We start from the raw sequence: 23,412 nt of genomic DNA on the forward strand, positions 1-23,412 counted from the left end.
GGGACAAATAGACCTCCCGGCGGTGAGGGATTGGCAATGGCGACGACAGGCCCGGTCTATAAGCCCGGCGCCGCCTATAGGGCGATTTCCGGGTCGTCCTCGGGCCGGCCCACCAGCTCCTGGAAGCGCTCCAGATCGCGCAGCGGCACGAACATCTCCTCGGCGCGGGCGTGGCGGCGCAGGGCGTCGGAAATGCTCACCGCCTGCTGGAGATCGTTCAGGGCGTTGTCGGTCTCGCCCAGGCCGGCCCAGGCGCAGGCCCGCTGGTAGAGGGCGTGGGCGTTGTCCTCGTCCACCTCCAGCACCCGGTCGCACAGGCTCAGCGCCCAGCGCTGCTCGCCCAGCTCCAGGGCGGCGTCCGCCTTCCAGGCCAGCGCCTCCGGATCGTCCGGGCGCAGCTCCAGGATGCGATCGTAGAGCTCGATCTTCTCCTTGTAGCTGCCTTCCTTGGTGGCTTTCAGCCACAGGCTGTGGATTTCGTTGGTGCGCTCGATCTCTTCCTGGTTCTCGGCGATGGTGCGCGACTTCTGGCGGAGCTCCTGCTCCAGATCCGCCAGCCGCGACTCGTATTCCACCGTCAGCCGGGACATCTCCTTCTCGGCGTAGACGCGGATGTTGTCCTTCAGGTCGCGGATCGTGGACCAGCCCACCAGCGCCAGGATCGAAGCGGCGCCGGCGATCAGATAGAAGAAGTAGGTCACCGTGTTGGTGGCGTAGCCCATGGCCTTGTCGGCCACCTCCAGCTCCCGGTCGGTGACGATGCGGTTCATGTCGTTGCGGTACTCCATCATGTCCTGCCGGATGGAGCGCAACTCGCCGAGAATCCAGTTCTCCCGGAACTGGGAGATCACCGGGCCCTTCTCGATCTCGCTCTCCGATTCCGGGCGGGGTTCGGCCGGCGCCTGCTGGGCCGTGGCCGCCACGCTCATGGTCAACCACACTCCCCAGATCGCCGCCTGCAGGCATCGCTTGAACAAGACCCTTTCCTCTTCACCAATGGGTTACCGATACGCCGGCGTATGGTGGCATTAAGCCCCGGCCGGCGCCAGCCTGAAAGGCGTGAACGCGCACCGACGCGCCTTGACAGGCCCCGCCGGATGCAATGTAGTGAGTTCATCCCCGAATGCCACCATCAAGGAGTTTCATGAGAAAGCATCGACTCATGGGCGCCGTGGCCGCGCTCGGTCTTCTGGCGTTCAGCGCCGGCGCCGCCGCGGAAACCTGGCGCATCGGTCTGGAAGAGATCGAAGGCAGCGTCCAGCACCGCTACGCCGAGCAGTTCAAGGAGCTGGTCGAGGAGCAAAGCGACGGCGACATCACCGTGCAACTGCTGCCCTACGGCACCTGGGGCTCCACCTATTCGTCGCTCTACGACGCGGTCCAGGGCGGCGCCATCCAGATGGGCTTCGGCTCCGGCGCCCTGGGCGGCACCGTGCCCGAAAGCCAGCTGCTCAACCTCAACTTCATCATGCCCGCCGATCAGCTGGAAACCACCAAGGTGCTCAACAGCGACGCCTTCCTGAAAAGCGAGGCCTGGCAGCAAGCCTTCCGCCAGCGCGACCTGGTGCCCCTGGCCGAGCTGCCCGAGGGCTATCAGGTCTGGACCGCCAACAAGGCGATCCGCGCCCCCGCCGACATGAAGGGCGTCAACATCCGGGTGATGGACAACAGCCTGCTGCGCTCCACCTACAACGCCTACGGCGCCACCCCCACCACCATCGCCTACGGCGAGCTGTACAGCGCCCTGCAGCAAGGCCAGGCGGACGCCAACATTCAGCCGGTGTTCGCCCACGAGGAAATGGGCTTCTACGAAGTGCAGAGCCACATGATCTTCGCCCGCCAGTCCCAGTTCGTGGCCACCCTGATGGGCAACGCCGACTGGTACGACGGCCTCTCCGACGCGCGGCGCGCCATGCTCGACAAGGTCACCGGCAAACTGGTGCGCGCCGGCCACGACATGCAGACCCGGTTCAATCAGGAACGTCTGGAGACCATCAAGTCGGAGAGTGACATCACCATCATCGAGCTGGACGACGCCCAGCGGGATGCCTTCCGCAAGCTGGCCAAGCCGGTGCGCCAAACCTACATCGACGAAGTGGGCGAGCGCGGCGAGCAGTCCCTGAACATCCTGCTCAAGGCGTTCAAGAAGGCCGGCGGCGAATAAATTCCCGCCCCGCCACGCCCCGAAAGCCCGGCCCCGCGCCGGGCTTTTTCATGGCGATCAACGGCGGTGCCATCTTCATCGCGGCTAAAGCGGAACGCCGCCCGGCCGCTCCTACCGCAACCCTCAAGCTACGGAGCCGCGCGAGACGCTACCTCGAAGTGTCTCGGTGTGGGCCCCTTTCCGGGACCCTGTTTGACAGGATGTCAAACCGGGAGCCCCCAGGGACGGGTTCACGGCGTTCCCGGAAAGGGGCCCACACCGAGACGCGGCCCGGATTAGGGCTGCAGCGTGGCGCCCCCGTCCGTCAGGGGCTGTCCAAAGACGGCAGCCAGAGGGAAATCTCCGGATAGGCGATCAGAATCACCGTGGCCAGCATCAGGATCAGGATGAACGGCGGCGTACCGCGAATCACCTCCAGATAAGGCCGGCGGAACACCGCGATGGCGGTGAAGATGTCACAGCCGAACGGCGGCGTGGCCGAACCAATGGCCGCCTGCAGGGTCACGATCACGCCCACGTGCACCGGATTCAGATCCGCGGCCTCCACCAGCGGCCTGAAGATCGGCACCAGGATCAGGATCACCACGATCGGGTCCACGAACATGCAGCCGATGAAAAAGGCCACCGCGATCAGCGCCAGGGCGGCGGTCTTGTTGTCGCCGATGGCCTCGATGGCCGGCCCCAGCAGCTGCTCCGGCACGCCGGCGGTGGCCAGCGTCTGCGAGAAGGCGGCGCCAATGGCCACCAGAATGAACACCACCGCCGTGATCATCCCCGAGGACAGCGCCAACCCGCCGAGATCGCGGATGCTCACCTTGCGGTAGATCACCACCTCCAGCAGCAGCGCGTAGGCCACCGCCACGGCGGACGCCTCCACGGCGCTGAAGAAACCCAGGTAGATGCCGCCCACCACCAGCACCGGGAAGCCCAGCGGCAGAATCGCCCGGCCGATGGCGGTGAAGCGCTCATCCCAGCTGGCCCGGGGCTCCGGCTCGATGCCTTTGAGCCGCGCCCCCACCCAGCAATAGGCGGCGAACATCAGCAGAATCAGAATGCCGGGCAGGATGCCGGCCAGAAACAGGTCGCCGATGGAGGTGCCCATCACCACGCCGTAGACGATGAAACCGATGCTCGGCGGAATCAGCAGGGCAATGTCGCTGGCGTTGATGATCAGCGCCAGGGCGAAGCTGTCCGGATAGCCCTTGGCCAGCAGGCGCGGGCGCATCGGGCCGCCCATGGCCACCACGGTGGCCTGGGTGGAACCGGACACCGCGCCGAACACCGCGCAGCCCGCCGCCGTGGTGATCGGCAAGCCGCCCCGCCAGTGGCGGCTGAAGGCATCCACCAGGTCCAGCAGGCGGTTGGCGGTGTGGCCCTTGGTGAGGATGTCGGCGGCGAAGATGAACATCGGCACCGCCGCCAGCACCCAGCTGCCGACGCCGTTGACCATCCAGCTCACCGCCTGGTCCGGGCCGAAGAAGGTCATCCCGGAGAACATCATGAACAGGGTGCCCACCGCCAACGGCACCATCATCGGGTAACCGAGCAACAGCAGCACGAGCATGATCAGGGCGAGCACGATCAACATGGAGCGGCTCCCCCCGGGCGGCGGCGCGACTCAGGCCCGGTCGTCATGGCTTTCCCCCGCTTCGGCGCCGTGCACCGGCACGTCGGAATAGGTTTCCCGTTCGTTGAACGAGCGCCAGATGCCCGGCGTCAGGGCGTTGCGGGCCAGGGTCAGCAGGTATTGCACACCGGCCAGACCAAACCCCGCGGGCAGCGCCAGATAGACGATCCACATGGGCAAACCCAGGGACGAACTGACCCGGCCCCGGCCGTGAATCTCCAGCACGTACTGGCCGGATTTCCAGGCGAAATAGAACATCAGGGCGGCGGTACCGGCGCAGATCAGCATCAGCAGCCCCTTGCGGGCGGCGCCGTGCAGTTGTTCATAAAGGGCGGACATACGAATGTGGCGGGCGTGACGGGCGGCGTAGCTGACCCCCACGAAGGTCATCACCACGATCAGCATTTCGGTGACTTCATAGGTGCCGGGAATGCCCTGGTCGAACACCAGCTGCCCGACCACATGGGCGCTCATCAGAAACGCCATGGCCAGCACGGTGGCGCCAATCACCAGGCGTTCGAGCACGCCGATGGCCCGGTCGAATACGGCGAGGACGGCAAGCAAACCGTTAAACGCGAACTTCATCGGCCCAATACAACCACACTGTTTACCTTTCATCAACGCAACGGAACGGCGGCCACCGCTTGCGGGCGGGCGCCGGCTACCGCCGGAAACTATTTTGACATCTAAATATTATATCTCTAAACTAGCCTACCACTGATCGCAAGGAATATCCCGGCCATGGCCGTTATTCACCCGACAAACGCTGCTTTCACATCAAAATGACCCTGTCTTCACACGGTCACATTGGTTTGTTAACCAGAGAATTAACGACCATGGCCAGACACGACGAAGTGTTGATCGCCCTACGCCAGATTATCCGCGCCACCGACCTTTACTCGCGCAAGCTGAGTAAGGTGGCCGGCCTCACCGCGCCGCAACTGCTGATTCTCCAGGCCATCGCGTCCCAGGGCGAGATGACCATGGGCGACATCGCCACGGAGGTGTCCGTCAGCCAGGCCACCGTCACCACCATTCTTGATCGCCTGGAAAAGCGCGGTCTGATCGAGCGCAAAAGGGGTGAACGGGATAAACGGCGGGTTTATGCTTATTTGACCGACGCCGGTCGCGACATCATGGAACGCGCGCCGACGCCGTTGCAGGATGAATTCATGTCGCGCTTCTCGCGCCTGGAGGACTGGGAGCAATCACTGATCCTCAGTTCCCTGCAGAGAGTGGCGGCGATGATGAACGCCGGGGACATCGACGCCTCGCCGGTGCTGGATCTGGGCGCCATCGACCGCATCCAGCCCGCCGCGGGCCGCCGGCGCACCGACTCTTCCTTCGAAACCGACCAGAAGTGACATCATGCTCGCAGACGACAAAAAAGCGGATTCATCTTCCGCTGACGACAAAGACGACATCATTCTCCGCAAGCCCGAGAGTCAGGACGGCGCGCGGGTGCACAAACTGATCGCGGAATGCAAACCGTTGGACGAGAACTCGGTGTACTGCAATCTGCTGCAATGCACCCATTTCGCGGACACTTCCGTGGCCGCGGAAATGGACGGTGATCTGGTCGGCTTCATCTCCGGCTACATCCCGCCCAAGCAGCAGAACACCCTGTTCGTTTGGCAGGTCGCGGTGCACGAGAAGGCACGCGGCAAGGGTCTCGCCAAGCGCATGCTGGACAACCTCATTCACCGTGATGAGACCGACAACGTCCAGTTCATCGAGACCACCATCACCCCGGACAACGAAGCGTCCTGGGGCATGTTCCGCAGCTTCGCCTACGAACGGCGGATGCCCACCGAGGAGTTCATTCTCTTCGATTCACGCATCCATTTCGCCGGCGAACACAACGATGAACACCTGCTGCGCATCGGCCCGTTCAATCGGGACGACGCCTGAACCCGGAATTCGACCAGACAGTTAGCGAGGTAGACAGAGCCATGGATACGGAAATTTTCGAGAATATTGAATCGGAAGTGCAGAGTTACGCACGCAGCTTCCCGGTGGTCTTCCAGAAGGCCCAGGGCAGCTACCTGTACGACGAGGAAGGCATCGCCTACCTGGACTTCCTGGCCGGCGCCGGCACCCTCAACTACGGCCACAACAACCCGGTCCTGAAGAAAGTCCTGCTCGACTACATCGAGAACGACTACATCGTGCACGGCCTGGACATGCACACCGTGGCCAAGCGCCAGTTCCTGGAAGCCCTGGACGAGTACGTGCTCAAGCCCCGCGAAATGGACCACGTGGTTCAGTTCCCCGGGCCCACCGGCACCAACGCCGTGGAAGCGGCGCTGAAGATCGCCCGTAACATCAAGGGCCGCGAGAACATCATCAGCTTCACCAACGGCTTCCACGGCGTGACCCTGGGCGCCCTGTCCGCCACCGGCAACAGCCACCACCGTGGCGCCGCCGGCGTGACCATGGGCGGCGTCAGCGTGATGCCCTACGACGGTTACCTGGGCGACGCCTTCGACACCACCCAGTACCTGGACAAGGTGCTGTGCGATTCCTCCAGCGGCATCGACCACCCGGCGGCGGTGATCGTCGAGACCGTGCAGGGCGAAGGCGGCATCAACGCGGCCAGCTTCGAATGGCTGCGCAACCTGGAGCACGTGTGCCGCAAGCACGACATGCTGCTGATCCTGGACGACATCCAGGCCGGCTGCGGCCGTACCGGCACCTTCTTCAGCTTCGATGAGGTGGGCATCAAGCCGGACATCATCACCCTGTCCAAATCCCTGAGCGGCTACGGCCTGCCCCTGGCGGTGGTGCTGCTCAAGCCGGAACTGGACCAGTGGAAGCCCGGCGAGCACAACGGCACCTTCCGGGGCCACAACCTGGCCTTCGCCACCGCCGCCAAGGCGCTGGAACACTTCTGGGCCGACGACAGCTTCGCCAAGGAAGTGCAGAAGAAGGGCGACATCATCACCGAGCGCTTCCGCGACATCGCCGGCGCCTATGATGATCACTGGTTCTACCTGAACGGCCGGGGCATGATGCAGGGCCTGGTATGCCGCGACGGCGAACTGGCCGAGGAAATCACCAAGGCGGCGTTCAAGCGCAAGCTGGTGATCGAGACCTCCGGCGCCGACGATCAGGTGATCAAGACCCTGTGCCCGCTGACCGTGTCCGAGGAAGAGCTGCACCACGCCATGGACGTGATCAAGGAAAGCGTGGCCGAGGTCATGAAGGACCGCATCAAGCGTGGCGACGCCCACTCCGTATCCAGCCTGGCGGGCTGAACCCCGCCCGTGCCGGCCGCCCCGCGCGGCCGGCGCTTTTCCTCTTTTTCCCTTTCAGCGTTTCAGAATTTTCAGGAGGTAGTCGATGATCGTTCGCACCTTGGCGGAAGCCGAAAAAACCGATCGCCGCGTGGTGGCGGAGAATGGTAACTGGCAGTCCGTGCGGCTGTCCCTGAAGGAAGACGGCATGGGCCATTCCTTCAACATCACCACCATCTTCAAGGGCACCAAGACCCACATCAAATACGCCAACCACTGGGAATCGGTGTACGTGCTGTCCGGCAAGGGCAAGATCGAGATGGTCGATAGCGGCGACGTGTACGAACTGACCCCGGGCACCATCTACCTGCTTGATCAGCACGACGAGCACTACCTGTACGGTGGCGAAAACGAGGACATGGTGGTGGCGTGCGCCTTCACCCCGCCGCTGAGCGGCAAGGAAGTGCACGACGAGAACGGCGTCTACCCCGCCGATCTGGACTGATCGGGGCACCCTCGCGACACCGAAAAAGCGGAGCCTCTGGCTCCGTTTTTTTTCGACCAAGGTCTAATTCAGGGGCGACGGGGGTTCCGGGATAGTAAGGGCACCAACGCGGCGGTCGGGGAACCCGCCGCGCATCGGGTGACAACCTTGCCTTGCTCCGACAATACGGCTCCGGAGAGTTTCCACGGTGCCCTCCCCCGCGGGGGGCCTCCTCTTTTTTTTGCCCACCGGATCAATTTGCCGAAGAGTGACGGCGGCAGGCCCGCCCGTGCCGTGTATACTGCCGGGACAACGAGTCACAGGCCCCTAATAATGAAAATACTGATCGCCGACGACCATCCCCTTTTTCGCGCCGCCCTGCGCCAGGCCGTGGACGTGAGCTTCGAGCACGCCGACATTGTCGAGGCGGACTCCCTGGCCGCGTTGGAGCGCCTGGGCGAGGATCAGGTGCCCTTCGATCTGATCCTGCTTGATCTGCACATGCCCGGCACCCACGGGTTTTCCGGCCTGATCTATCTGCGCGAGCTGTACAGCAAGGTGCCCCTGGTGGTGATCTCCGCCAACGAAGCCCTGGACGTGATCCAGCGTTCGATCCAGTTCGGCGCCGACGGGTTCATTCCCAAATCCGCCTCCGTGGACGACATGACCCACGCCCTGTCACGGATCATGGAGGGGGAACGCTGGGTGCCGGATTACGCGCGCCGGCCGCTGCCGCCGGAGCCCGGCGACTTCGCCGGCATGCGCGAGCGCATCACCAGCCTGACGCCACAGCAGTTCCGGGTCATGGGCATGCTCATGGAAGGCATGCAGAACAAGGTGATCGCCTACGAACTGGACGTCTCCGAGGCCACCGTGAAAGCCCATATGACCGCCATCTTCCGCAAGCTGGGGGTGCGCAACCGGACCCAGGCGGTGCTTGCCCTCAAGGACCTGGCCATCGAACCGCCGGGGCTGGAATAACGCCGTTACGGTTACAGCCCGCGCAGCACATTCAGGATGGTTTCCTCGCTGACCGGCTTCTGCAAGAAGCCCACCCCCTTCTCCCGGGCCCGGGCCTGCACCTCGGCGCGCCGGTCCGCGGTGATCAGCATGGCCGGCACCACGTCTTCCCAGTAACCGTCCAGGGCCTCGATCACCTGGAAACCGGTCTCGCCGTCGTCCAGCTGATAATCCACCAGCAGCAAGTCCGGCTCCGGCTGGCCCCGGGCCTGGCGCAGCGCCTCTTCCCGGGAGCCGGCGGTGACCGGTTCGCAGCCCAGGGCCCGCAGCAGCGCCTCCAGGCTGGCCAGCAGGGCCGGGTCGTTGTCCACGCAGAACACCCGGGTGCCCGCCAGATCCCGGCGATCCTCCAGGGCCGGACCGGGGCCCGCCGCCGGCTCCTCCACCGTGGTCACGCCGGCCAGAGGCACATACACCGAAAACACCGTGCCCTTGTCCGGCCAGGACTGCACCGTGATGCGGTGCCCCAGCAACCGGCAGATGCGGTCGGCGATGGCCAGCCCCAGGCCCAGGCCCTTGACCTGGCGACGGCCCTGCTGGGGCAGACGCAGAAACTCATGGAACACCTTGGCCTGCTGGTCCTCGGGGATGCCCGGCCCGGTGTCCCAGATCTCGATGCGCAGGGTGTCGCCGCGCCGGCGGCAGCCAAACAGCACCCGCCCGCGTTCGGTGTAACGGATGGCGTTGGACAGCAGGTTCTGCAGCACCCGGCGCAGCAGCGCCTCGTCGGTATACACATAGAGGTCGCTGTACACGGTGCGCAGGGAAAGCCCCTCGGCGCGGGCCAGCACGCTGAATTCCTGGCCGAGCTGCTGCATCAGCGGCCGCACCGCCACGGTGGCCGGGTTGGCCTGCATGGTGCCGGTGTCCAGGCGGCTGATCTCCAGCAGCGCGGAAATAATCTGCTCGGCGGCGCGCAGGGAGCTGTCGATGTGCCCCAGCACCTGGCGCTCGTAGCCGAACTCGCCATCGCGCTGGCCGAGCCGCTGGGACAGCGACGAGGCGAACAGCTGGGCGGCGTTGAGCGGCTGCATCAGGTCGTGCCCGGCGGCGGCCAGGAACCGGGTCTTGCCCTCGTTGGCCTGCTCCAACTGGCTGTTCACCTCGGACAGCCGGCGGGTGCGCTCGGAGACCATTTGCTCCAGGTTCTCGTTGATCTGGCGCAGGGCGATCTCGTCGCGCTTGCGCTCGGTGATGTCCATGTAGGTGCTGACGAAACCGCCGCCCTCCATGGGGTTGCCCCGCACCTCCACGATCACGCCGTTGGGCAGCTCCCGCTCGAAGCTGTGGGCGCTGCCCTCGCGCAGCAGCTGCACCCGCTTGCGCACGTCCTGCTCCAGATCGTCGCCGGCGTAGAAACCGCGCTCGGCATTGTGCCAGTACACCTCCTCGATGGGCCGGCCCAGGCGGATAAAGCCTTCCGGGTAACCGAACAGATTCACGTAGGCCTGGTTCCAAGCCACGATGTTCAGATCCCGATCCACCACGCAGATGCCCTGGCTGATGGTCTCGATGGTGGTGCGCAGCAGCTGGTGGTTGAACTGAATCAGCTGCGAGGCCTCGTCCATGATGCGCACCATGTCGTCGCGGCGCACGCTCTGCTTGCTGAGCAGCGACCCCATCACGATGCGCGCCGTGGACGCGCCCATGGCGCCGGCCAGCAGCCGCTCCACGTAACGCACCAGGTGCAGCGGCGCCGGCAGCGACGGGTCCTCGGAGATCTGCCGCCGGTGCAGGTAATCAAAGAACAGCGGCCGTGCCCGGGGATGGCCCAGGCCCCGCTCGCACACCTGCAGCAGCTCGCCGGTGGTGATCAGCGGGTGGCCCATGCCTTCCCGCCACCAGTCCGTGGGCGTGTCCACGAAACGGGTGGCCTGGGTCTCGTCCAGCGGCGAGTGGTGGGCACGCCGGGAGAACGCCACATAGGCCACCAGGTTCAGGCTCAGGCTCCAGAACACGCCGTGGGTGAGCGGCGCCAGGCCCTCGATGCCGAACAACGCGTAGGGACGCAGCAGGCCCAGGCCGAACAGGCCGTGGCGGTTCAGGTAGTCCACCCATTCCATGGGCAGCATCAGCGGCAGCAGAAGGCAGTAGCCCCACGCCAGGAAGCCGAGTATCAGGCCGGCGAAGGCGCCGCTCTGGTGGCCCCGGTGCCAATAGAGGCCGCCGATCAGCGCCGGCGCCAGCTGCGCCACGGCGGCGAAGGACAGCAGCCCGATGCGCGCCAGGCCGTCGAACCGGTCGATGAGAATGTGGAACAGGAACGCCAGGGCCAGCAGCACCACGATGCTCAGCCGGCGCAGCAGACGCACCTGGTTGCTCAGGTCGGAGAGTTCCTCGTCGCCCTGGATGCGGTACTGCACCCAGGCCGGCATCAGCACCTCGTTGGTGAGCATGATCGCCAGTGCCATGGTGGACATGATCACCATGCCGGTGGCGGCGGCGATGCCGCCGATGAACGCCAGCAGCATCATGGCGTTGTTGCCGGCGGCCATGGGCAGCGACAGCATGTACATGTCCGCCGACCCGGAGTGCGGCTGGGTGAGCAGGCCGGCGGCCACGATCGGCAGCACGAACACGGCGAACAGCCCCAGGTAGAGCGGCATCAGCCAGCGGGCCTTGCGCAGGTGCTGGAGGTCGTTGTTCTCCACCACCCCGGCGTGGAACTGGCGCGGCAGGCACAGGATCGCCAGCATCGACAGCAACAGGGCGGTGACGAAGTTCTGCGAGAACAGCGCCGGCTCGAAGGTGGCGCGCAGGTCCGGCGCCGCCATCACCCGCCGCCACAAATCCGCCGGCCCCTCGAACACCACGAACAGGCAGAACAGCCCCATGATCACGAACGCTACCAGCTTGATGAAGGACTCGAAGCTGACCGCCAGCATCAGGCCGGACTGGTGCTCGGTGGCGTCGATGTGGCGGGTGCCGAACAGCAGGGTGAACACCGCCATCAGCGCCGACACCGCCAGGGCGATGTCCAGCGGCGGCGTGGCGTTGATGCCCACCACGTGCTCGAAGGACAGAGTCACCGCCTTGAGCTGCAGGGCGATGTAGGGCAGCACACCGACGATGGCCACCACCGTGACCAGCACCGCCAGCTGCCGGGATTTGCCGTAGCGGGCGGCGAGAAAGTCGGCGATGGAGGTAATGTGGTGCTGCTTGCCCACCGACACCAGCTTATAGATCAGCTCGCCGCCGAGCAGCATGGTGAGGATCGGGCCCAGATAGATGGGCAGGTAGGTCCAGCCGCTGTGCGCCGCCTCCCCCACCGCGCCGTAGAAGGTCCAGGACGTGCAGTACACCCCCAGCCCCAGGCTGTAGGTCCAGGCGTTGTTCACCACCGGCAGACCGCGCCGTTCCGCCCGGTCGCCCCACCAGGCGATGATGAACAGCACCATCACGTACAACAGGGCCATCAGCCCCAGTTGCCATAGACTCAACAAGGCGTCACCACTGAAAGAGAACCTGGCAGAACCGTACCACCACCGCCAGCAGCAACACCATCAGGCCGGCGCGCTGAATCTTGAACTCCACCGTGGACAGGGCCATGCCCCGGGCCCAGAAGCGCAGCACGCCGGACCAGTCCCCGGTGCGGCGGATATAACGCCCATAGGCCAGGGCCACCAGAAGCAGGCCGCCGAGCAGCAGGGCGCCTTGCAGATATTGCATTGTTGTTCTCCTTGGAAGCTCTCCTCGGGAGTCGGTTGGGTATCAGGAACGCTTCAGTTTCAGGTACATGAGCGCCGCCGTGGTGGCGTCGCCCCGGGCGGTGTGACGGCCGATCACCGGCACCCCCAGTTTGCCGGCCACCCGCTCGAAACGCAGGTCCGGCAGTGCCTCCGGGCTGCGGTAGCGCTCGCGCTTGCGATACAGGTCGGACAACTCGACCACCGGGTTGGGCAGATCGAACCCGAGCCGCGCGCGCAGGTAGCGGTTGATCACCGCCAGATCGAAATCCAGGCACCAGCCCACCAGGGGCCGGTTGCCAATGAAGGCCAGCAATTGCTCCAGGGCGTCTTCCACGTCCAGGCCTTGGGCCAGATCCACGCCGCGCAAACGGTGAATGCAAATCGACTCGCCATCCAGGCTGGATGGCGGCGCCAGATGAAGGTCCAGGGCGGCGCCGGCGCACACCCGGCCGGCGCGGATCGGCACCGCCGCCACCGACACCAGTTCCGCGCGGCGCGGATCCAACCCGGTGGTTTCGCAATCCAGCGCCATCAGTTCGCTGCCATCCGGCGTCTCGAACAAATGGCCATGGGGGCCGTTGCCGTGGCGCCGTTTCTGTACCAGCCGTTTCAGCATGGCCACCTCAATATTCCAGATGGAAACGCCGGGACAGGCGTTTCTTGAATTCATTGACCACCTGCAGGGATTCACGCAGCAGGTCCCGCTCCAGGGCGGTGAGGCGTTCCACCAGTACCTGGTTGCCGGGCAGATCGCCGACCTCGCCCTCCAGCCGCATCAGTTGCTGCTTGAGCCGCAGTTCGGAAAACAGCGCCATGGCTTCGCCCAGCTCCTCGGCGAAGGCGGCTTCCATCTGGCCGGCGTCCACCAGCCGGTCGAGCCGCGCCAGGGTGCCGGTTTCCTGGATGCGCTGCTCCAGGGTCATGGAGCGCACCCCGTGGACCACGGGAAACAGCCCGCCCTTCTTGATATCGATGCCCTGGTCCGGTTTCTTCAACGCCCCGAACCAGTTCAACGGCGTGGAGAATTTCAACGACGGCCGGGCGAAGCGCGACAGCAGGATCTGGTCGCCGCTGCAGCGCTGGAACAACGCCTCGCGCAGACCCTCCACCAGCTCCGCCCGGCCGGCCACGGGATGGGCGTCGATCAGAATCGCCAGGTTCATCATGGCCGCGTCATCGCCCTGCCCGGCCCAGCGGGAAATCTGCTCGCGCCAGCGCGACACCGATCCCACCCAGTCCGGGTTGGACACCATGATGTTGCCCGGACAGCGCGGGTAGCCCAGCGACAGCAACGTTTCGGTGAAACGCCGCATGTGCTCCTCCCGCTCCGGCCAGTGGGCGGCGTCGTCGAGGATCAGGGCGTTGTCCTGGTCGGTCTTGAGAATCTGCTCGCCACGCCCCTCGCTGCCCAGCACCAGCAGGCAGCCATGCTCCTGGTGCGCCTCGGGCACCACGAACTGGAACGCCTTGCTGATGATGCGGCCGTTAAGCGCCGCCAGCAGGTCCATGGCGAAGCGCATCTTCACGCCCTGGGCCATCAGCGCGCGCACCAGCTCCGGCAGGCGCGCGCTGGCCAGGGACAGCGCTTCCAGGTTGTCGGCCCGCTCCACCTCCAGGCCGACCACGTAGGAGCGGCTGGAGAAGAAGCTGAGCACATCGGTGAGTTCCACCACGCCCACCGGCTTGCGGCCCTCCATGACCACCACCCGCTCCACGCGGCTTCGGGTCATGTTCACCAGCGCGGAGAACAGGAACTCCCCGGGCGGCACCTTGATCAGCTCGAAGGTGGCCAGCGACAACGCCGGCGACGCCGGCGTCAGCCCTTCGTTGACCAGGCCGCGCAGCAGATCGGTCTTGGTGATCACGCCCACATGGCCGTTGCGCTCCACCAGCAGGCTGTCCACCTGCCGCTCGTTAAGCGCCGCCACCGCCTCCTGGACGGTGCCTCCGGAAGGCAGCACCAGGGGCTCGCGCATGCACTGGTCCACCTTGGCCAGCATGAAGCCGGCCATGGTGACGCCGCCTTCCCGGCGCTCCGCCAGCAGCCGGTTCTTGCTGGCCAGGCGTTGCCGGAAGTAGTCGGCGAAGGCCGGCTGCTCATCGCACAAGGTCTTGAACAGATCGGCGGGAATCAGATAGCAGAGGGTTTCTTCCTCGGTGATGAAGCGGTAACGGCTGCGGCCGTTGAGCACGCTCAGGGCACCGAACAGATCGCCGGCGGTGTACACGCCCAGGCGGCCGGCGTCCGCCGGCAGGGTCGGGTCCAGCTCCAGCACCGCGCCCTTGTGCACCAGGTACACCGAGCGGGCCGGATGGCGGGCTTCCAGCAACACCTCGCCGGCCTCGAAGAAGGCCATCTCCATGGCCGCCTTAAGGCGCTCGCGCTGCCCGTCGTCGAGCAGCGAAAACGGAAGCTGGTCAAAATCCACGTCGATCATGGCGATTCACCCCGCCTTCGCGGGGGCCTCCACAACGGCAATCGGGGCGACGCCAGGCGCCGCCCCGATTCTTACTTTACGCCGTTTTTCGGCACCGTGCGTCAGTGTGCGTGGGCCTGGCCGGCGCCACGGGGCACGCGGATGTCCTCGACGATGTGCTGGATCTCTTCCGGCGGCGCCGCGGTCACGCGGGACACCAGGAAAGCCACCACGAAGTTGAGGATCATGCCCAGGGTACCGATGCCCTCCGGGGACACCCCGAACAGCCAGTGCTCGGCGCTGTTCAGCTCCGGCGACACGAACTTGAAGTAGACGATGTAGGAGAAAGTGAAGATCAGACCCACCGCCATGCCGGCGATCGCCCCTTCCTTGTTCATGCGACGGTAGAAGATGCCCATCAGGATCACCGGGAAGAAGCTGGCCGCGGCGAGCCCGAAGGCGAACGCCACCACCTGGGCCACGAACCCGGGTGGATTGATCCCGAAGTAACCGGCGATGCAGATCGCCACCACCGCCGCCAGCCGCGCGGCCAGCAATTCCTGCTTCTCGGTGATGTCCGGCTTGAGGGTTTTCTTGAGCAGGTCGTGGGACACCGCCGAGGAGATCACCAGCAACAGACCCGCCGCCGTCGACAGGGCCGCCGCCACGCCGCCGGCCGCCACCAGGGCGATCACCCAGGCCGGCAGATTACCGATTTCCGGGTTGGCCAGCACGATGATGTCGCGGTCGATGTAGACCTCGGCGTCGTTGTTGGTGGGGGTGTTGGTGACCACCCGCTCGCCGAAGTCCCCGGTGGCCTGACTGCGGTCGCCGGCGAAGTTGGGCTTGCCTTCGAAGGGCGCGCCGGCGGACATCTGCACGCGGCCGTCGCCGTTCTTGTCCATCCAGCCGATCAGCCCGGAATTCTCCCAGTTGTAGAACCAGCCCGGCAGCTCCTGATACTGGGTTTCGTTGACCGTTTCGATCAGGTTGGTGCGGGCGAAAGCGCCCACCGCCGGCGCGGTGGTGTACAGCAAGGCGATGAAGAACAACGCCCAGCCGGCGCTGATGCGCGCGTCACGGACCGTGGGCACGGTGAAGAACCGCACGATCACGTGGGGCAGACCGGCGGTGCCGCACATCAGGGCGGCGGCGATGAAGAATACATCCACGGTGCTTTTCTGGCCTTCGGTGTAGGCCCCGAAACCAAGGTCTTGAACGATACGGTCGAGTCGCTCGAGCAGGTACACGCCGGTGTCGTTGCCGGCGGCATCGAGCACCGTGGCGCCGAAGCCGGTCTGCGGCAGCACGTGGCCGGTCATCAGAATGGACAGGAACACCGCCGGCACCAGGAAGGCGAAGATCAGCACGCAGTACTGCGCCACCTGGGTGTAGGTGATGCCCTTCATGCCGCCCAGCACCGCGTAGAAGAACACGATGGCCATGCCGATGATCACGCCCAGGTTCACGTCCACTTCCAGGAAGCGGGCGAACACGATGCCGACGCCGCGCATCTGCCCGGCCACGTAGGTGAAGGACACGAAGATCACGCAGATCACCGCCACGGTGCGGGCCACGTTGGAGTAGTAACGGTCACCGATGAAGTCCGGCACCGTGAACTTACCGAACTTGCGCAGGTAGGGCGCCAGCAGCATGGCCAGCAACACGTAGCCGCCGGTCCAGCCCATCAGATACACGGAGGCGTCGTAGCCGGCGTAGGCGATGATGCCCGCCATGGAAATGAACGAAGCGGCGGACATCCAGTCCGCGGCGGTGGCGGCGCCGTTGGCGATCGGCGACACGCCGCCACCGGCGACGTAGAAGTCCTTCGTGGACGCCGCCCGCGACCAGATCGCGATGCCGATGTAGAGCGCGAACGACGCGCCCACGAAGATATAGGTGAGCAGTTGAACATCCATTTTTCCGGTCCTCTTGTTATTACTCTTCGTGGACGTCGAATTTGCGATCCAGTTTGTTCATGGAGCGCGCGTACAGAATGATCAGCGCCAGGAACACGTAGATCGAACCTTGTTGCGCGAACCAGAAGCCCAGCTTGAAACCGAAAAACTGAATGTTGTTGAGCACATCGACGAGCAGAATGCCGCAGCCATAGGACACGACGAACCACACGACCAGATAACTCAGGATCAACTTCACGTTGGCGGCCCAGTAGGCGCGGGCGTTTTCTTCTCTCATTGGTTTACCCCTCTGCGTACTGACGGTAAAACTCTTTCGAGCCTTGCCAGGAAGACTAAACAAAGGGGTGGGTCGCCACAGTATGACTTTAGTCGAAGGTCCGGCTGACGCGGGCTCCAGCCCGGCGGAGACTCGACGAAGGTCGAAGGCGGCAGCGGTGGGAGCGGCTTCCGCCGCGATGAAGATGGCAGCGCCGTTGAGCGCGGCTGAAGCCGCTCCTACGGCTGCTCGCCGACCGTGCGGTGAAGGCTCGCCACCAGAGGGCGAATGCGGGTTTCCCGTTTCACGCTTTGCAGCAGCGCGGCGGCCTCCGGCCAGCGGCGCCGGGAATAGCTGAGCCATTGTTTCACGCGGCCACACAGCTGCGGCTCGGTGCCGGTATCGAGAATCGACTCGCCGAAATCCCCCAGCACCGCCAGCACCTCCGACCAGTCTCCCGGATCGCCGCCGCGCACCGCCCGCACCAGCAACGGATCGGCCACCGCGCCCCGGCCCAGCATCAGGTCCGTGCAGCCGCTTTCCGCCTGGCAGCGGCGGGCGTCCTCGGCGGTCCAGATCTCGCCATTGGCGATCACCGGCAGGGACACCGCCTCGCGGATGGCGCCGATGCGGTCCCAGTAGGCCGGCGGCCGGTAACCCTGCTTCTTGGTGCGGCCGTGGACGGTGAGCCAGGCGGCGCCGGCCGCCTCCACCGCCAGGGCGTTTTCCAGGGCACGGCCGTCGTCGGCGTTGCCCAGGCGCATCTTCACCGACACCGGCACGGTGGCCGGCACCGCCCGGCGCACCGACGCCGTCACCGCGTGCACCACCTCCGGCTCGTCGAGCAGCACGGCGCCGCCGCGATGGCGGTTCACGGTCTTGGCCGGGCAGCCGAAATTCAGGTCGATGGCCGGCGCCCCGAGTGCCACGGCGCGCACCGCGTTGTCGGCCATGCAGGGCGGGTCCGACCCCAGCAACTGCAAATGCACCGGCGTGCCCGAGCGGGTGCGGGCGCCGTCGCGCAGCTCCGGGCACCAGCGATGGAACACCCGGGGCGGCAACAGGTTGCCGCTGACGCGCACGAATTCGCTGACGCACCAATCGTAGTGGCCGACATCGGTGAGCGCCCGGCGCACCCAATAGTCCGCCAGGCCCTCCATGGGGGCGAGAATCAATTTCATGGGCGCGGAGTATAACAGCGCGGAAGTGAAGGCGAGGAACCCCGCCCGTATCGCAAGCGAAACGCCATAGATTAAAGGAGATCAGAGGAAGAAGCCGCTTGCGACCAACGGGCGGGCATTTCACTATAGGTGGCGGCGCGCCGCGGCGGAAGGCCGTGGTTAGACCCTTTTGGAATGAGGATTCCGGCTATGAGCACCCACGAAGGCGGCTGCCTGTGCGGCCTGGTCCGCTACCGCGTCCAGGGCCCGTTTCATCAATTCCATCTGTGCCATTGCTCGCGCTGCCGGCGCTTCAGCGGCACCGCCCACGCCGCCAATCTGATGGTACCGGCCAGCCACCTGGAGTGGCTTGCCGGCGAGGATTCGGTGAGCCGCTATGATCTGCCGGAAACCCGCTTCTCCCGGGCCTTCTGCCAGGTCTGCGGCGGCATGGTGCCCCACACCCGGGGCGAGCTGGCCATCGTGCCCGCCGGCGGCCTGGACCGGGACCCCGACATGGACCCGGACGATCACATCTTCTGGGACGACCGGGCCGGCTGGTATGAACCGGGCCTCGGCGCTAAGAAGTACTCACAAACCCCGAACGGCTGATGGCCCGGATTGACCACCCCGCGGCGCTACAGTACTGTTGCGCCGCATTCCAAGAGAGAGACCCATGGCCAACAAAGCCCCGCAACTGGAAGAAGCCCTGGACAGCCTGGAAGCCCTGGTGGAGCGGATGGAATCCGGCGAGCTCACCCTGGAAGAGTCCCTGCAGGCCTTCGAACAGGGGGTAAAGCTGACCCGCGAATGCCAGCAGGCCCTGACCCAGGCCGAACAGAAGGTCCGCATCCTGCTGGATCAGGACCCGGAGGGCGAGCCCGCCTCCTTCGAAAATCGCGATGACGTCTGATTTGAACCGCTTCGACACCTTCGCCGAGGACAGCCGCTCCCGGCTCGAGGGCGCCCTCCGACGCCTGTTACCCGACCCCGCCACCAGCGCCAGCCCGCGCCTCGCCGAAGCGATGCGCTACGCCGCCCTGGCCGGCGGCAAGCGGATCCGTCCGATGCTGGTGTACGCCGCCTGCCGCCTGGCCGGCGGCGACGCGGACCGGGCCGACGTGGCGGCGGTGGCGGTGGAATCGATCCACGCCTATTCCCTGGTCCACGACGACCTGCCGGCCATGGACGACGACGACCTGCGCCGGGGCCAGCCCACCTGCCACCGGGCCTTCGACGAGGCCACCGCGATCCTGGCCGGCGACACCCTGCTCACCCTGGCCTTCGAGCTGCTCAGCAGCGCCGGCGACTACTCCGACACCGCCCGGGTGGCCATGGCCCGGGTGCTGTGCCGGGCCGCCGGCGGCGCCGGCATGGCCGCCGGGCAGATGCTGGACATGGCCGCCCACGGCCGGCTGCAGGACGTGGCCGCCCTGGAGCGCATGCATTACCTGAAAACCGGCCGGCTGATCACCGCCAGCCTGCTGCTCGGCTACCACGCCGCGGACCGCCCCGACGCCGCTCTGGAAGCGGCTCTGATCGCCTTCGGCGACGCCATCGGCCTGGCGTTCCAGATCCAGGACGACATTCTCGATGTCACCGCCGACACCGATCAGCTGGGCAAACCCAGCAAATCGGATGAAAAACACGGTAAAAGCACCTTCCCCGCCCTGCTCGGCCTGGATGCCAGCCGCCAGCGCGCCCAGAGCCTTTGCGACCAGGCCCGGGCGGCGCTGGCCGGCTACGGCGAGGACGCCCTGCCCCTGCAACAATTGGCGGACTACATCGTGCAACGCACCCACTGACCCCGGCACCCGGCAAGGGGCCGACCGGCGCCCCTGACGGGGACCCGTTCTGGCCGTTATAATCGATGCCCTTGCCGCCGACTGAATCAGGCTCGATATCCATGCCAAAGACGTTCACCGACATTCCGCTGACCCGCCCGCGCACGCCCCTTCTGGACGATGTCCTGGCGCCGGCGGACCTGCGACGCCTCCCGGAGGCGGAGCTGGAACGGCTGGCCGACGAGCTGCGCGCCTATCTGCTCTACGCGGTGGGCCGCAGCGGCGGCCACTTCGGCGCCGGACTGGGCGTGGTGGAGCTGACGGTGGCGCTGCATTACCTGTTCGAGACGCCCCACGACCGGCTGGTGTGGGACGTGGGCCATCAGTGCTACCCGCACAAGATCCTTACCGGCCGCCGCGACGACCTGCTCAAGGTGCGTCAGCAGGACGGCCCGTCCGGCTTCCCCAAGCGCGGTGAATCCGAGTACGACACCTTCGGGGTGGGCCACTCCTCCACCTCCATCAGCGCCGCCCTGGGCATGGCCCTGGGCGCCGAGAACGCCGGCGAGAAGCGCCGCACGGTGGCGGTGATCGGCGACGGCGCCATGACCGCCGGCCAGGCCTTCGAGGCACTCAGCCACGCCGCCCATACCCGCGCCAACCTGCTGGTGGTGCTCAACGACAACACCATGTCCATCGGCCACAACGTGGGCGGGCTGGCCAACTACTTCGCCCGCATCTGGGCCTCCAAGACCTACATTGCCCTGCGCGAGGGCGGCAAGAAGGTGCTCTCCGCCATGCCGGCGGCCTGGGACTTCGTGCGCCGCACCGAGGAGAGCATGAAGAACATGGTGAGCCCGGACATGCTGTTCGAGGCCATCGGCTTCAATTACATCGGCCCCATCGACGGTCACGACCTGGACGAGCTCACCGCCACCCTGGCCACCATGCGCGACCTGGAAGGCCCACAGCTGCTGCACGTCTACACCACCAAGGGCAAGGGCTTCGGCCCCGCCGAGGCGGACCCGGTGGGCTACCACGCGATCAACAAGATCGAGCCCAAGCCCAAGGTCCAGGTGGCCAAACCGGCGGCGCCCAAGGGGCCCAAGTACCAGCAGGTGTTCGGCGACTGGCTGTGCGACCTGGCGGAAAAGGATGAGCGCCTGATCGGTATCACCCCGGCCATGTGCGAAGGCTCCGGCATGGTGGACTTCGCCCGCCGTTTCCCGGACCGCTACCACGACGTGGCGATCTGCGAGCAGCACGCGGTGACGCTGGCCGGCGGCATGGCCTGCGAGGGCCGCAAGCCGGTGGTGGCGATCTACTCCACCTTCCTGCAGCGCGCCTACGATCAGCTGATCCACGACGTGGCGCTGCAGAACCTGGACGTGACCTTCGGCCTGGACCGGGCCGGCCTGGTCGGCGAGGACGGCGCCACCCATGGCGGCGTGTTCGATCTGGCCTACCTGCGCACCGTGCCCAACATGATCGTGGCGGCGCCCTCCGACGAGAACGAGTGCCGCCAGCTGCTCTACACCGCCTGGCTGCACCAGGGCCCGGCGGCGGTGCGCTACCCGCGCGGCACCGGCCCCGGCGCCGCCATCCAGCATGAGATGGCGCCGCTGCCCATCGGCAAGAGCCGCACCCTGCGCCAGGGCAAGGGCCCCGCCGCCCTGCTCGCCTTCGGCGCCCTGGTGCCGGCGGCCCTGGAGGCGGCGGAGAAGCTGGACGCCACCGTCATCGACATGCGCTGGGTGAAGCCCCTGGACCGGGACGCGGTACTGGACGTGGCCGACCGCCATGGCTTGCTGGTGACCCTGGAGGACCATCAGCGCATGGGCGGCGCCGGCTCGGCGGTGAACGAGCTGGTGCTGGACGAGGGTCTGGCGGTGCCGGTGCTGAATCTGGGCCTGCCGGACCACTTCATCCACCACGGCAAGCGCGACGAGCTGCTGGCGCAGCAGGGCCTGGACGCCGCCGGCATCGAGGCCAGCGTGCGCGAGCGCCTCAAGCGCCTGGACACCGCCCTGCCCCACCGGGCCTGAACCCGGCCTGTTTTGTAGGAGCGGCCGGGCGGCGTTCCGCTGCAGTCGCGATCAACCGGTGCGGCCATCGCGGCTAAAGCCGCTCCTACAGCAAACCAGAACCGCCAGCACCAGCAGCGCCAGGGAGCCGGCCACCAGATCGTCCAGCACGATACCGACGCCGCCGTTGAGGTGCAGATCCACCCACCCCACCGGCCCCGGCTTGAATACGTCGAACAGGCGGAACACGGCGAAGCCGGCCAGGCCCCAGACCGGGCGCCGGGGCACCACCGCCAGGGCCAGCAGCAGCCCGCCCAGCTCATCCCAGACCAGCGACCCCGCGTCATGAACGCCCAGCACCTCGGCGGCCAGCCCGCACAGTGGCACGCCGGCCGCCGCCACCAGCAGCACCGCCAGCATGTAGTGGGGCCGTGGCAGCCGCGCCAGCGGCCACCAGATCAGCAGAAACAGCAACGATGCCACCGTGCCCGGCGCCCAGGGCGACAGGCCAATGCCCAGCCCCTGGGCCAGCAGAACGAGAACGGATTCAGGGTGCATGGGGCGTTTTCCTTGATCGGATTTCGTGGGCACCGGCCCGCCGGCGTGGAACTGACTGTAGGAGCGGCCGGGCGGCGTTCCGCTTTAGCCGCGATCAGCCGGTGCGGCCATCGCGGCTAAAGCCGCTCCTACAAAACAATGCCGCAGCGTTCCTACGGGAAATGGCGCCAGCCGGGTGAGTCGGCGGGGCGCTCGCTGCCGTCCGGGGCGCGCAGACGCACCGGGCCGGGGCCGCTAATCCGGCCGATGGCAACGGTGCCCTCCGGCAGCGGGTCGTCGGCGGGCCAGGTGAACAGCAGCCGGTAATCGTCGCCGCCGGACAGCTGCAGCGCCAGCCGATCTTCCGCGTCCAGTGCCGCCAGCTCCTCGTTCACCGGCAGGGCCCCGGTGTCGATCACCGCGCCGAGGCCGCCGCTGGCCTTGAGCACATGCCCCAGGTCCTGGAGCAGCCCGTCGGAAATGTCGATGCAGGCGCCGGCCCGGCCGGCCAGGCGCCGGCCCAGGGTGAGATCCAGATCCGGGGCGGCGAAATGGCGGGCGCTGGCGCTGTCACGCTGGCCGGCCTGCCAGTGGCGCAGCCCCAGACCGCCCAGCCCGGGCACGCCGCCCACCGCCAGAATCTGGCCGGGCAGCGCGCCGTCCCGGCGCAGTACCCGGTCGGCGCGCACCGCGCCGGTGGCCTGGATCGCCACGCTGAGCGGGCCGCGCGTCATGTCGCCACCCACCAGGTCGATGCCGGCCCGGTCCGCCAGGGCGAACATGCCCCGGCTGAACTCCGCCAGCCAGGCCTCGTCCACCTCCGGCAGGGTCAGCGACAACAGGAACCACAACGGGCGGGCGCCCATGGCGTACAGGTCGGAGAGGTTCACCGCCAGGCAGCGGTGGCCGGTCTCGAAGGGGGGCAGGTCGTCGGGAAAGTGACGGCCGCCGACGCTGGTGTCCAGGGTCATCACCAGCTGTTCGCCGGCGGGCGGCGTAAGCAGGGCGGCGTCGTCGCCGGGGCCCAGCAACACGCCCTCGCCACCCGGGCCCGGGCGGCGGAAGTAGCGTTCGATCAGGGAGAATTCGTCCATG

22 protein-coding genes are annotated in these 23,412 nt (G+C 66.5%); 10 read left to right on the top strand and 12 right to left on the bottom strand.

Translation table 11 applies throughout. The annotated features are described in order from the left end of the window. Positions 1 to 74: 74 nt before the first annotated feature. Complete coding sequence (locus tag HMJ39_RS11135; protein ID WP_228462297.1) at positions 75 to 977, bottom strand: tetratricopeptide repeat protein; 903 nt, start codon at positions 975 to 977, stop codon at positions 75 to 77. 167 nt (positions 978 to 1,144) lie between these two features. Here HMJ39_RS11135 and dctP point away from each other — a divergent pair, with 167 nt between their 5' ends. Then, the gene (gene dctP / locus HMJ39_RS11140) at positions 1,145 to 2,164 is read left to right on the top strand and encodes a TRAP transporter substrate-binding protein DctP (RefSeq protein WP_194297362.1); all 1,020 of its coding nucleotides are present in this window, start codon (positions 1,145 to 1,147) and stop codon (positions 2,162 to 2,164) included. Positions 2,165 to 2,468: 304 nt separating this feature from the next. Here the strand turns inward: dctP and HMJ39_RS11145 are convergent, their stop codons facing one another. Next, entirely contained in the window at positions 2,469 to 3,752 is a 1,284-nt protein-coding gene (locus tag HMJ39_RS11145) for a TRAP transporter large permease (protein ID WP_194297363.1), read from the bottom strand. Positions 3,753 to 3,782: 30 nt separating this feature from the next. After that, positions 3,783 to 4,376: a TRAP transporter small permease gene (locus HMJ39_RS11150; RefSeq protein ID WP_194297364.1), complete on the bottom strand. Its 594-nt coding sequence runs from the start codon at positions 4,374 to 4,376 to the stop codon at positions 3,783 to 3,785. A gap of 251 nt (positions 4,377 to 4,627) precedes the next feature. Between HMJ39_RS11150 and HMJ39_RS11155 the strand changes: the two genes are divergently transcribed. From HMJ39_RS11155 to HMJ39_RS11175, 5 genes are all read left to right on the top strand, one after another. Further along, complete coding sequence (locus tag HMJ39_RS11155; RefSeq protein ID WP_194297365.1) at positions 4,628 to 5,155, top strand: MarR family winged helix-turn-helix transcriptional regulator; 528 nt, start codon at positions 4,628 to 4,630, stop codon at positions 5,153 to 5,155. Between the two features lie 4 nt (positions 5,156 to 5,159). Beyond that, a complete protein-coding gene (gene ectA, locus HMJ39_RS11160; RefSeq protein ID WP_194297366.1) occupies positions 5,160 to 5,702 on the top strand; it encodes a diaminobutyrate acetyltransferase in 543 nt (180 codons plus the stop codon). A 41-nt stretch (positions 5,703 to 5,743) separates the two neighbouring features. Beyond that, positions 5,744 to 7,048, top strand: coding sequence for a diaminobutyrate--2-oxoglutarate transaminase (gene ectB, locus HMJ39_RS11165; RefSeq protein WP_161386014.1), 1,305 nt, complete (start codon positions 5,744 to 5,746; stop codon positions 7,046 to 7,048). 85 nt (positions 7,049 to 7,133) lie between these two features. Next, the gene (locus HMJ39_RS11170; RefSeq protein ID WP_161386015.1) at positions 7,134 to 7,532 is read left to right on the top strand and encodes an ectoine synthase; all 399 of its coding nucleotides are present in this window, start codon (positions 7,134 to 7,136) and stop codon (positions 7,530 to 7,532) included. A gap of 309 nt (positions 7,533 to 7,841) precedes the next feature. Next, positions 7,842 to 8,492 (top strand): response regulator transcription factor, encoded by a 651-nt coding sequence (locus HMJ39_RS11175; RefSeq protein WP_194297546.1) that lies wholly within the window; start codon positions 7,842 to 7,844, stop codon positions 8,490 to 8,492. A gap of 11 nt (positions 8,493 to 8,503) precedes the next feature. On the opposite strand, the gene HMJ39_RS11180 is transcribed toward HMJ39_RS11175, so the two are convergent. From HMJ39_RS11180 to HMJ39_RS11210, 7 genes are all read right to left on the bottom strand, one after another. Then, positions 8,504 to 11,971 (bottom strand): hybrid sensor histidine kinase/response regulator, encoded by a 3,468-nt coding sequence (locus HMJ39_RS11180; protein WP_228462298.1) that lies wholly within the window; start codon positions 11,969 to 11,971, stop codon positions 8,504 to 8,506. 7 nt (positions 11,972 to 11,978) lie between these two features. Beyond that, on the bottom strand, positions 11,979 to 12,200 hold the full coding sequence (locus tag HMJ39_RS11185) for a hypothetical protein (protein ID WP_194297367.1): 222 nt from the start codon (positions 12,198 to 12,200) through the stop codon (positions 11,979 to 11,981). Positions 12,201 to 12,242: 42 nt separating this feature from the next. Next, positions 12,243 to 12,836, bottom strand: coding sequence for a 3'-5' exonuclease (locus tag HMJ39_RS11190; RefSeq protein ID WP_161386019.1), 594 nt, complete (start codon positions 12,834 to 12,836; stop codon positions 12,243 to 12,245). Positions 12,837 to 12,843: 7 nt separating this feature from the next. Beyond that, on the bottom strand, positions 12,844 to 14,658 hold the full coding sequence (locus HMJ39_RS11195; protein WP_161386020.1) for a DUF294 nucleotidyltransferase-like domain-containing protein: 1,815 nt from the start codon (positions 14,656 to 14,658) through the stop codon (positions 12,844 to 12,846). 101 nt (positions 14,659 to 14,759) lie between these two features. Then, the gene (locus HMJ39_RS11200; protein ID WP_194297368.1) at positions 14,760 to 16,556 is read right to left on the bottom strand and encodes a sodium:solute symporter family protein; all 1,797 of its coding nucleotides are present in this window, start codon (positions 16,554 to 16,556) and stop codon (positions 14,760 to 14,762) included. A 19-nt stretch (positions 16,557 to 16,575) separates the two neighbouring features. After that, entirely contained in the window at positions 16,576 to 16,833 is a 258-nt protein-coding gene (locus HMJ39_RS11205; protein ID WP_194297369.1) for a DUF4212 domain-containing protein, read from the bottom strand. Between the two features lie 218 nt (positions 16,834 to 17,051). Then, positions 17,052 to 17,993, bottom strand: a complete 942-nt coding sequence (locus HMJ39_RS11210; protein WP_194297370.1) for a tRNA dihydrouridine synthase — start codon at positions 17,991 to 17,993, stop codon at positions 17,052 to 17,054. Positions 17,994 to 18,182: 189 nt separating this feature from the next. On the opposite strand from HMJ39_RS11210, the gene HMJ39_RS11215 reads away from it, so the two are divergent. From HMJ39_RS11215 to dxs, 4 genes are all read left to right on the top strand, one after another. Beyond that, complete coding sequence (locus HMJ39_RS11215; RefSeq protein WP_194297371.1) at positions 18,183 to 18,584, top strand: GFA family protein; 402 nt, start codon at positions 18,183 to 18,185, stop codon at positions 18,582 to 18,584. A 64-nt stretch (positions 18,585 to 18,648) separates the two neighbouring features. Next, a complete protein-coding gene (locus tag HMJ39_RS11220; RefSeq protein ID WP_194297372.1) occupies positions 18,649 to 18,885 on the top strand; it encodes an exodeoxyribonuclease VII small subunit in 237 nt (78 codons plus the stop codon). Then, positions 18,875 to 19,777, top strand: coding sequence for a polyprenyl synthetase family protein (locus HMJ39_RS11225; protein ID WP_161386026.1), 903 nt, complete (start codon positions 18,875 to 18,877; stop codon positions 19,775 to 19,777). Before HMJ39_RS11220 ends, HMJ39_RS11225 begins: the two co-directional genes overlap by 11 nt. A gap of 101 nt (positions 19,778 to 19,878) precedes the next feature. Then, the gene (gene dxs, locus HMJ39_RS11230; protein WP_194297373.1) at positions 19,879 to 21,801 is read left to right on the top strand and encodes a 1-deoxy-D-xylulose-5-phosphate synthase; all 1,923 of its coding nucleotides are present in this window, start codon (positions 19,879 to 19,881) and stop codon (positions 21,799 to 21,801) included. Positions 21,802 to 21,852: 51 nt separating this feature from the next. On the opposite strand, the gene HMJ39_RS11235 is transcribed toward dxs, so the two are convergent. Continuing rightward, positions 21,853 to 22,338 carry a phosphatidylglycerophosphatase A family protein gene (locus tag HMJ39_RS11235; protein ID WP_194297374.1) on the bottom strand — a complete coding sequence of 162 codons (486 nt, stop codon included), beginning with the start codon at positions 22,336 to 22,338 and terminating at the stop codon, positions 21,853 to 21,855. Between the two features lie 152 nt (positions 22,339 to 22,490). Then, positions 22,491 to 23,411: a thiamine-phosphate kinase gene (gene thiL, locus HMJ39_RS11240; RefSeq protein ID WP_194297375.1), complete on the bottom strand. Its 921-nt coding sequence runs from the start codon at positions 23,409 to 23,411 to the stop codon at positions 22,491 to 22,493. Between the last annotated feature and the right edge of the window lies 1 nt (position 23,412).

The sequence above is a fragment of the Alloalcanivorax profundimaris genome, assembly GCF_015265435.1.
Classification (GTDB): Bacteria; Pseudomonadota; Gammaproteobacteria; order Pseudomonadales; family Alcanivoracaceae; genus Alloalcanivorax; species Alloalcanivorax profundimaris.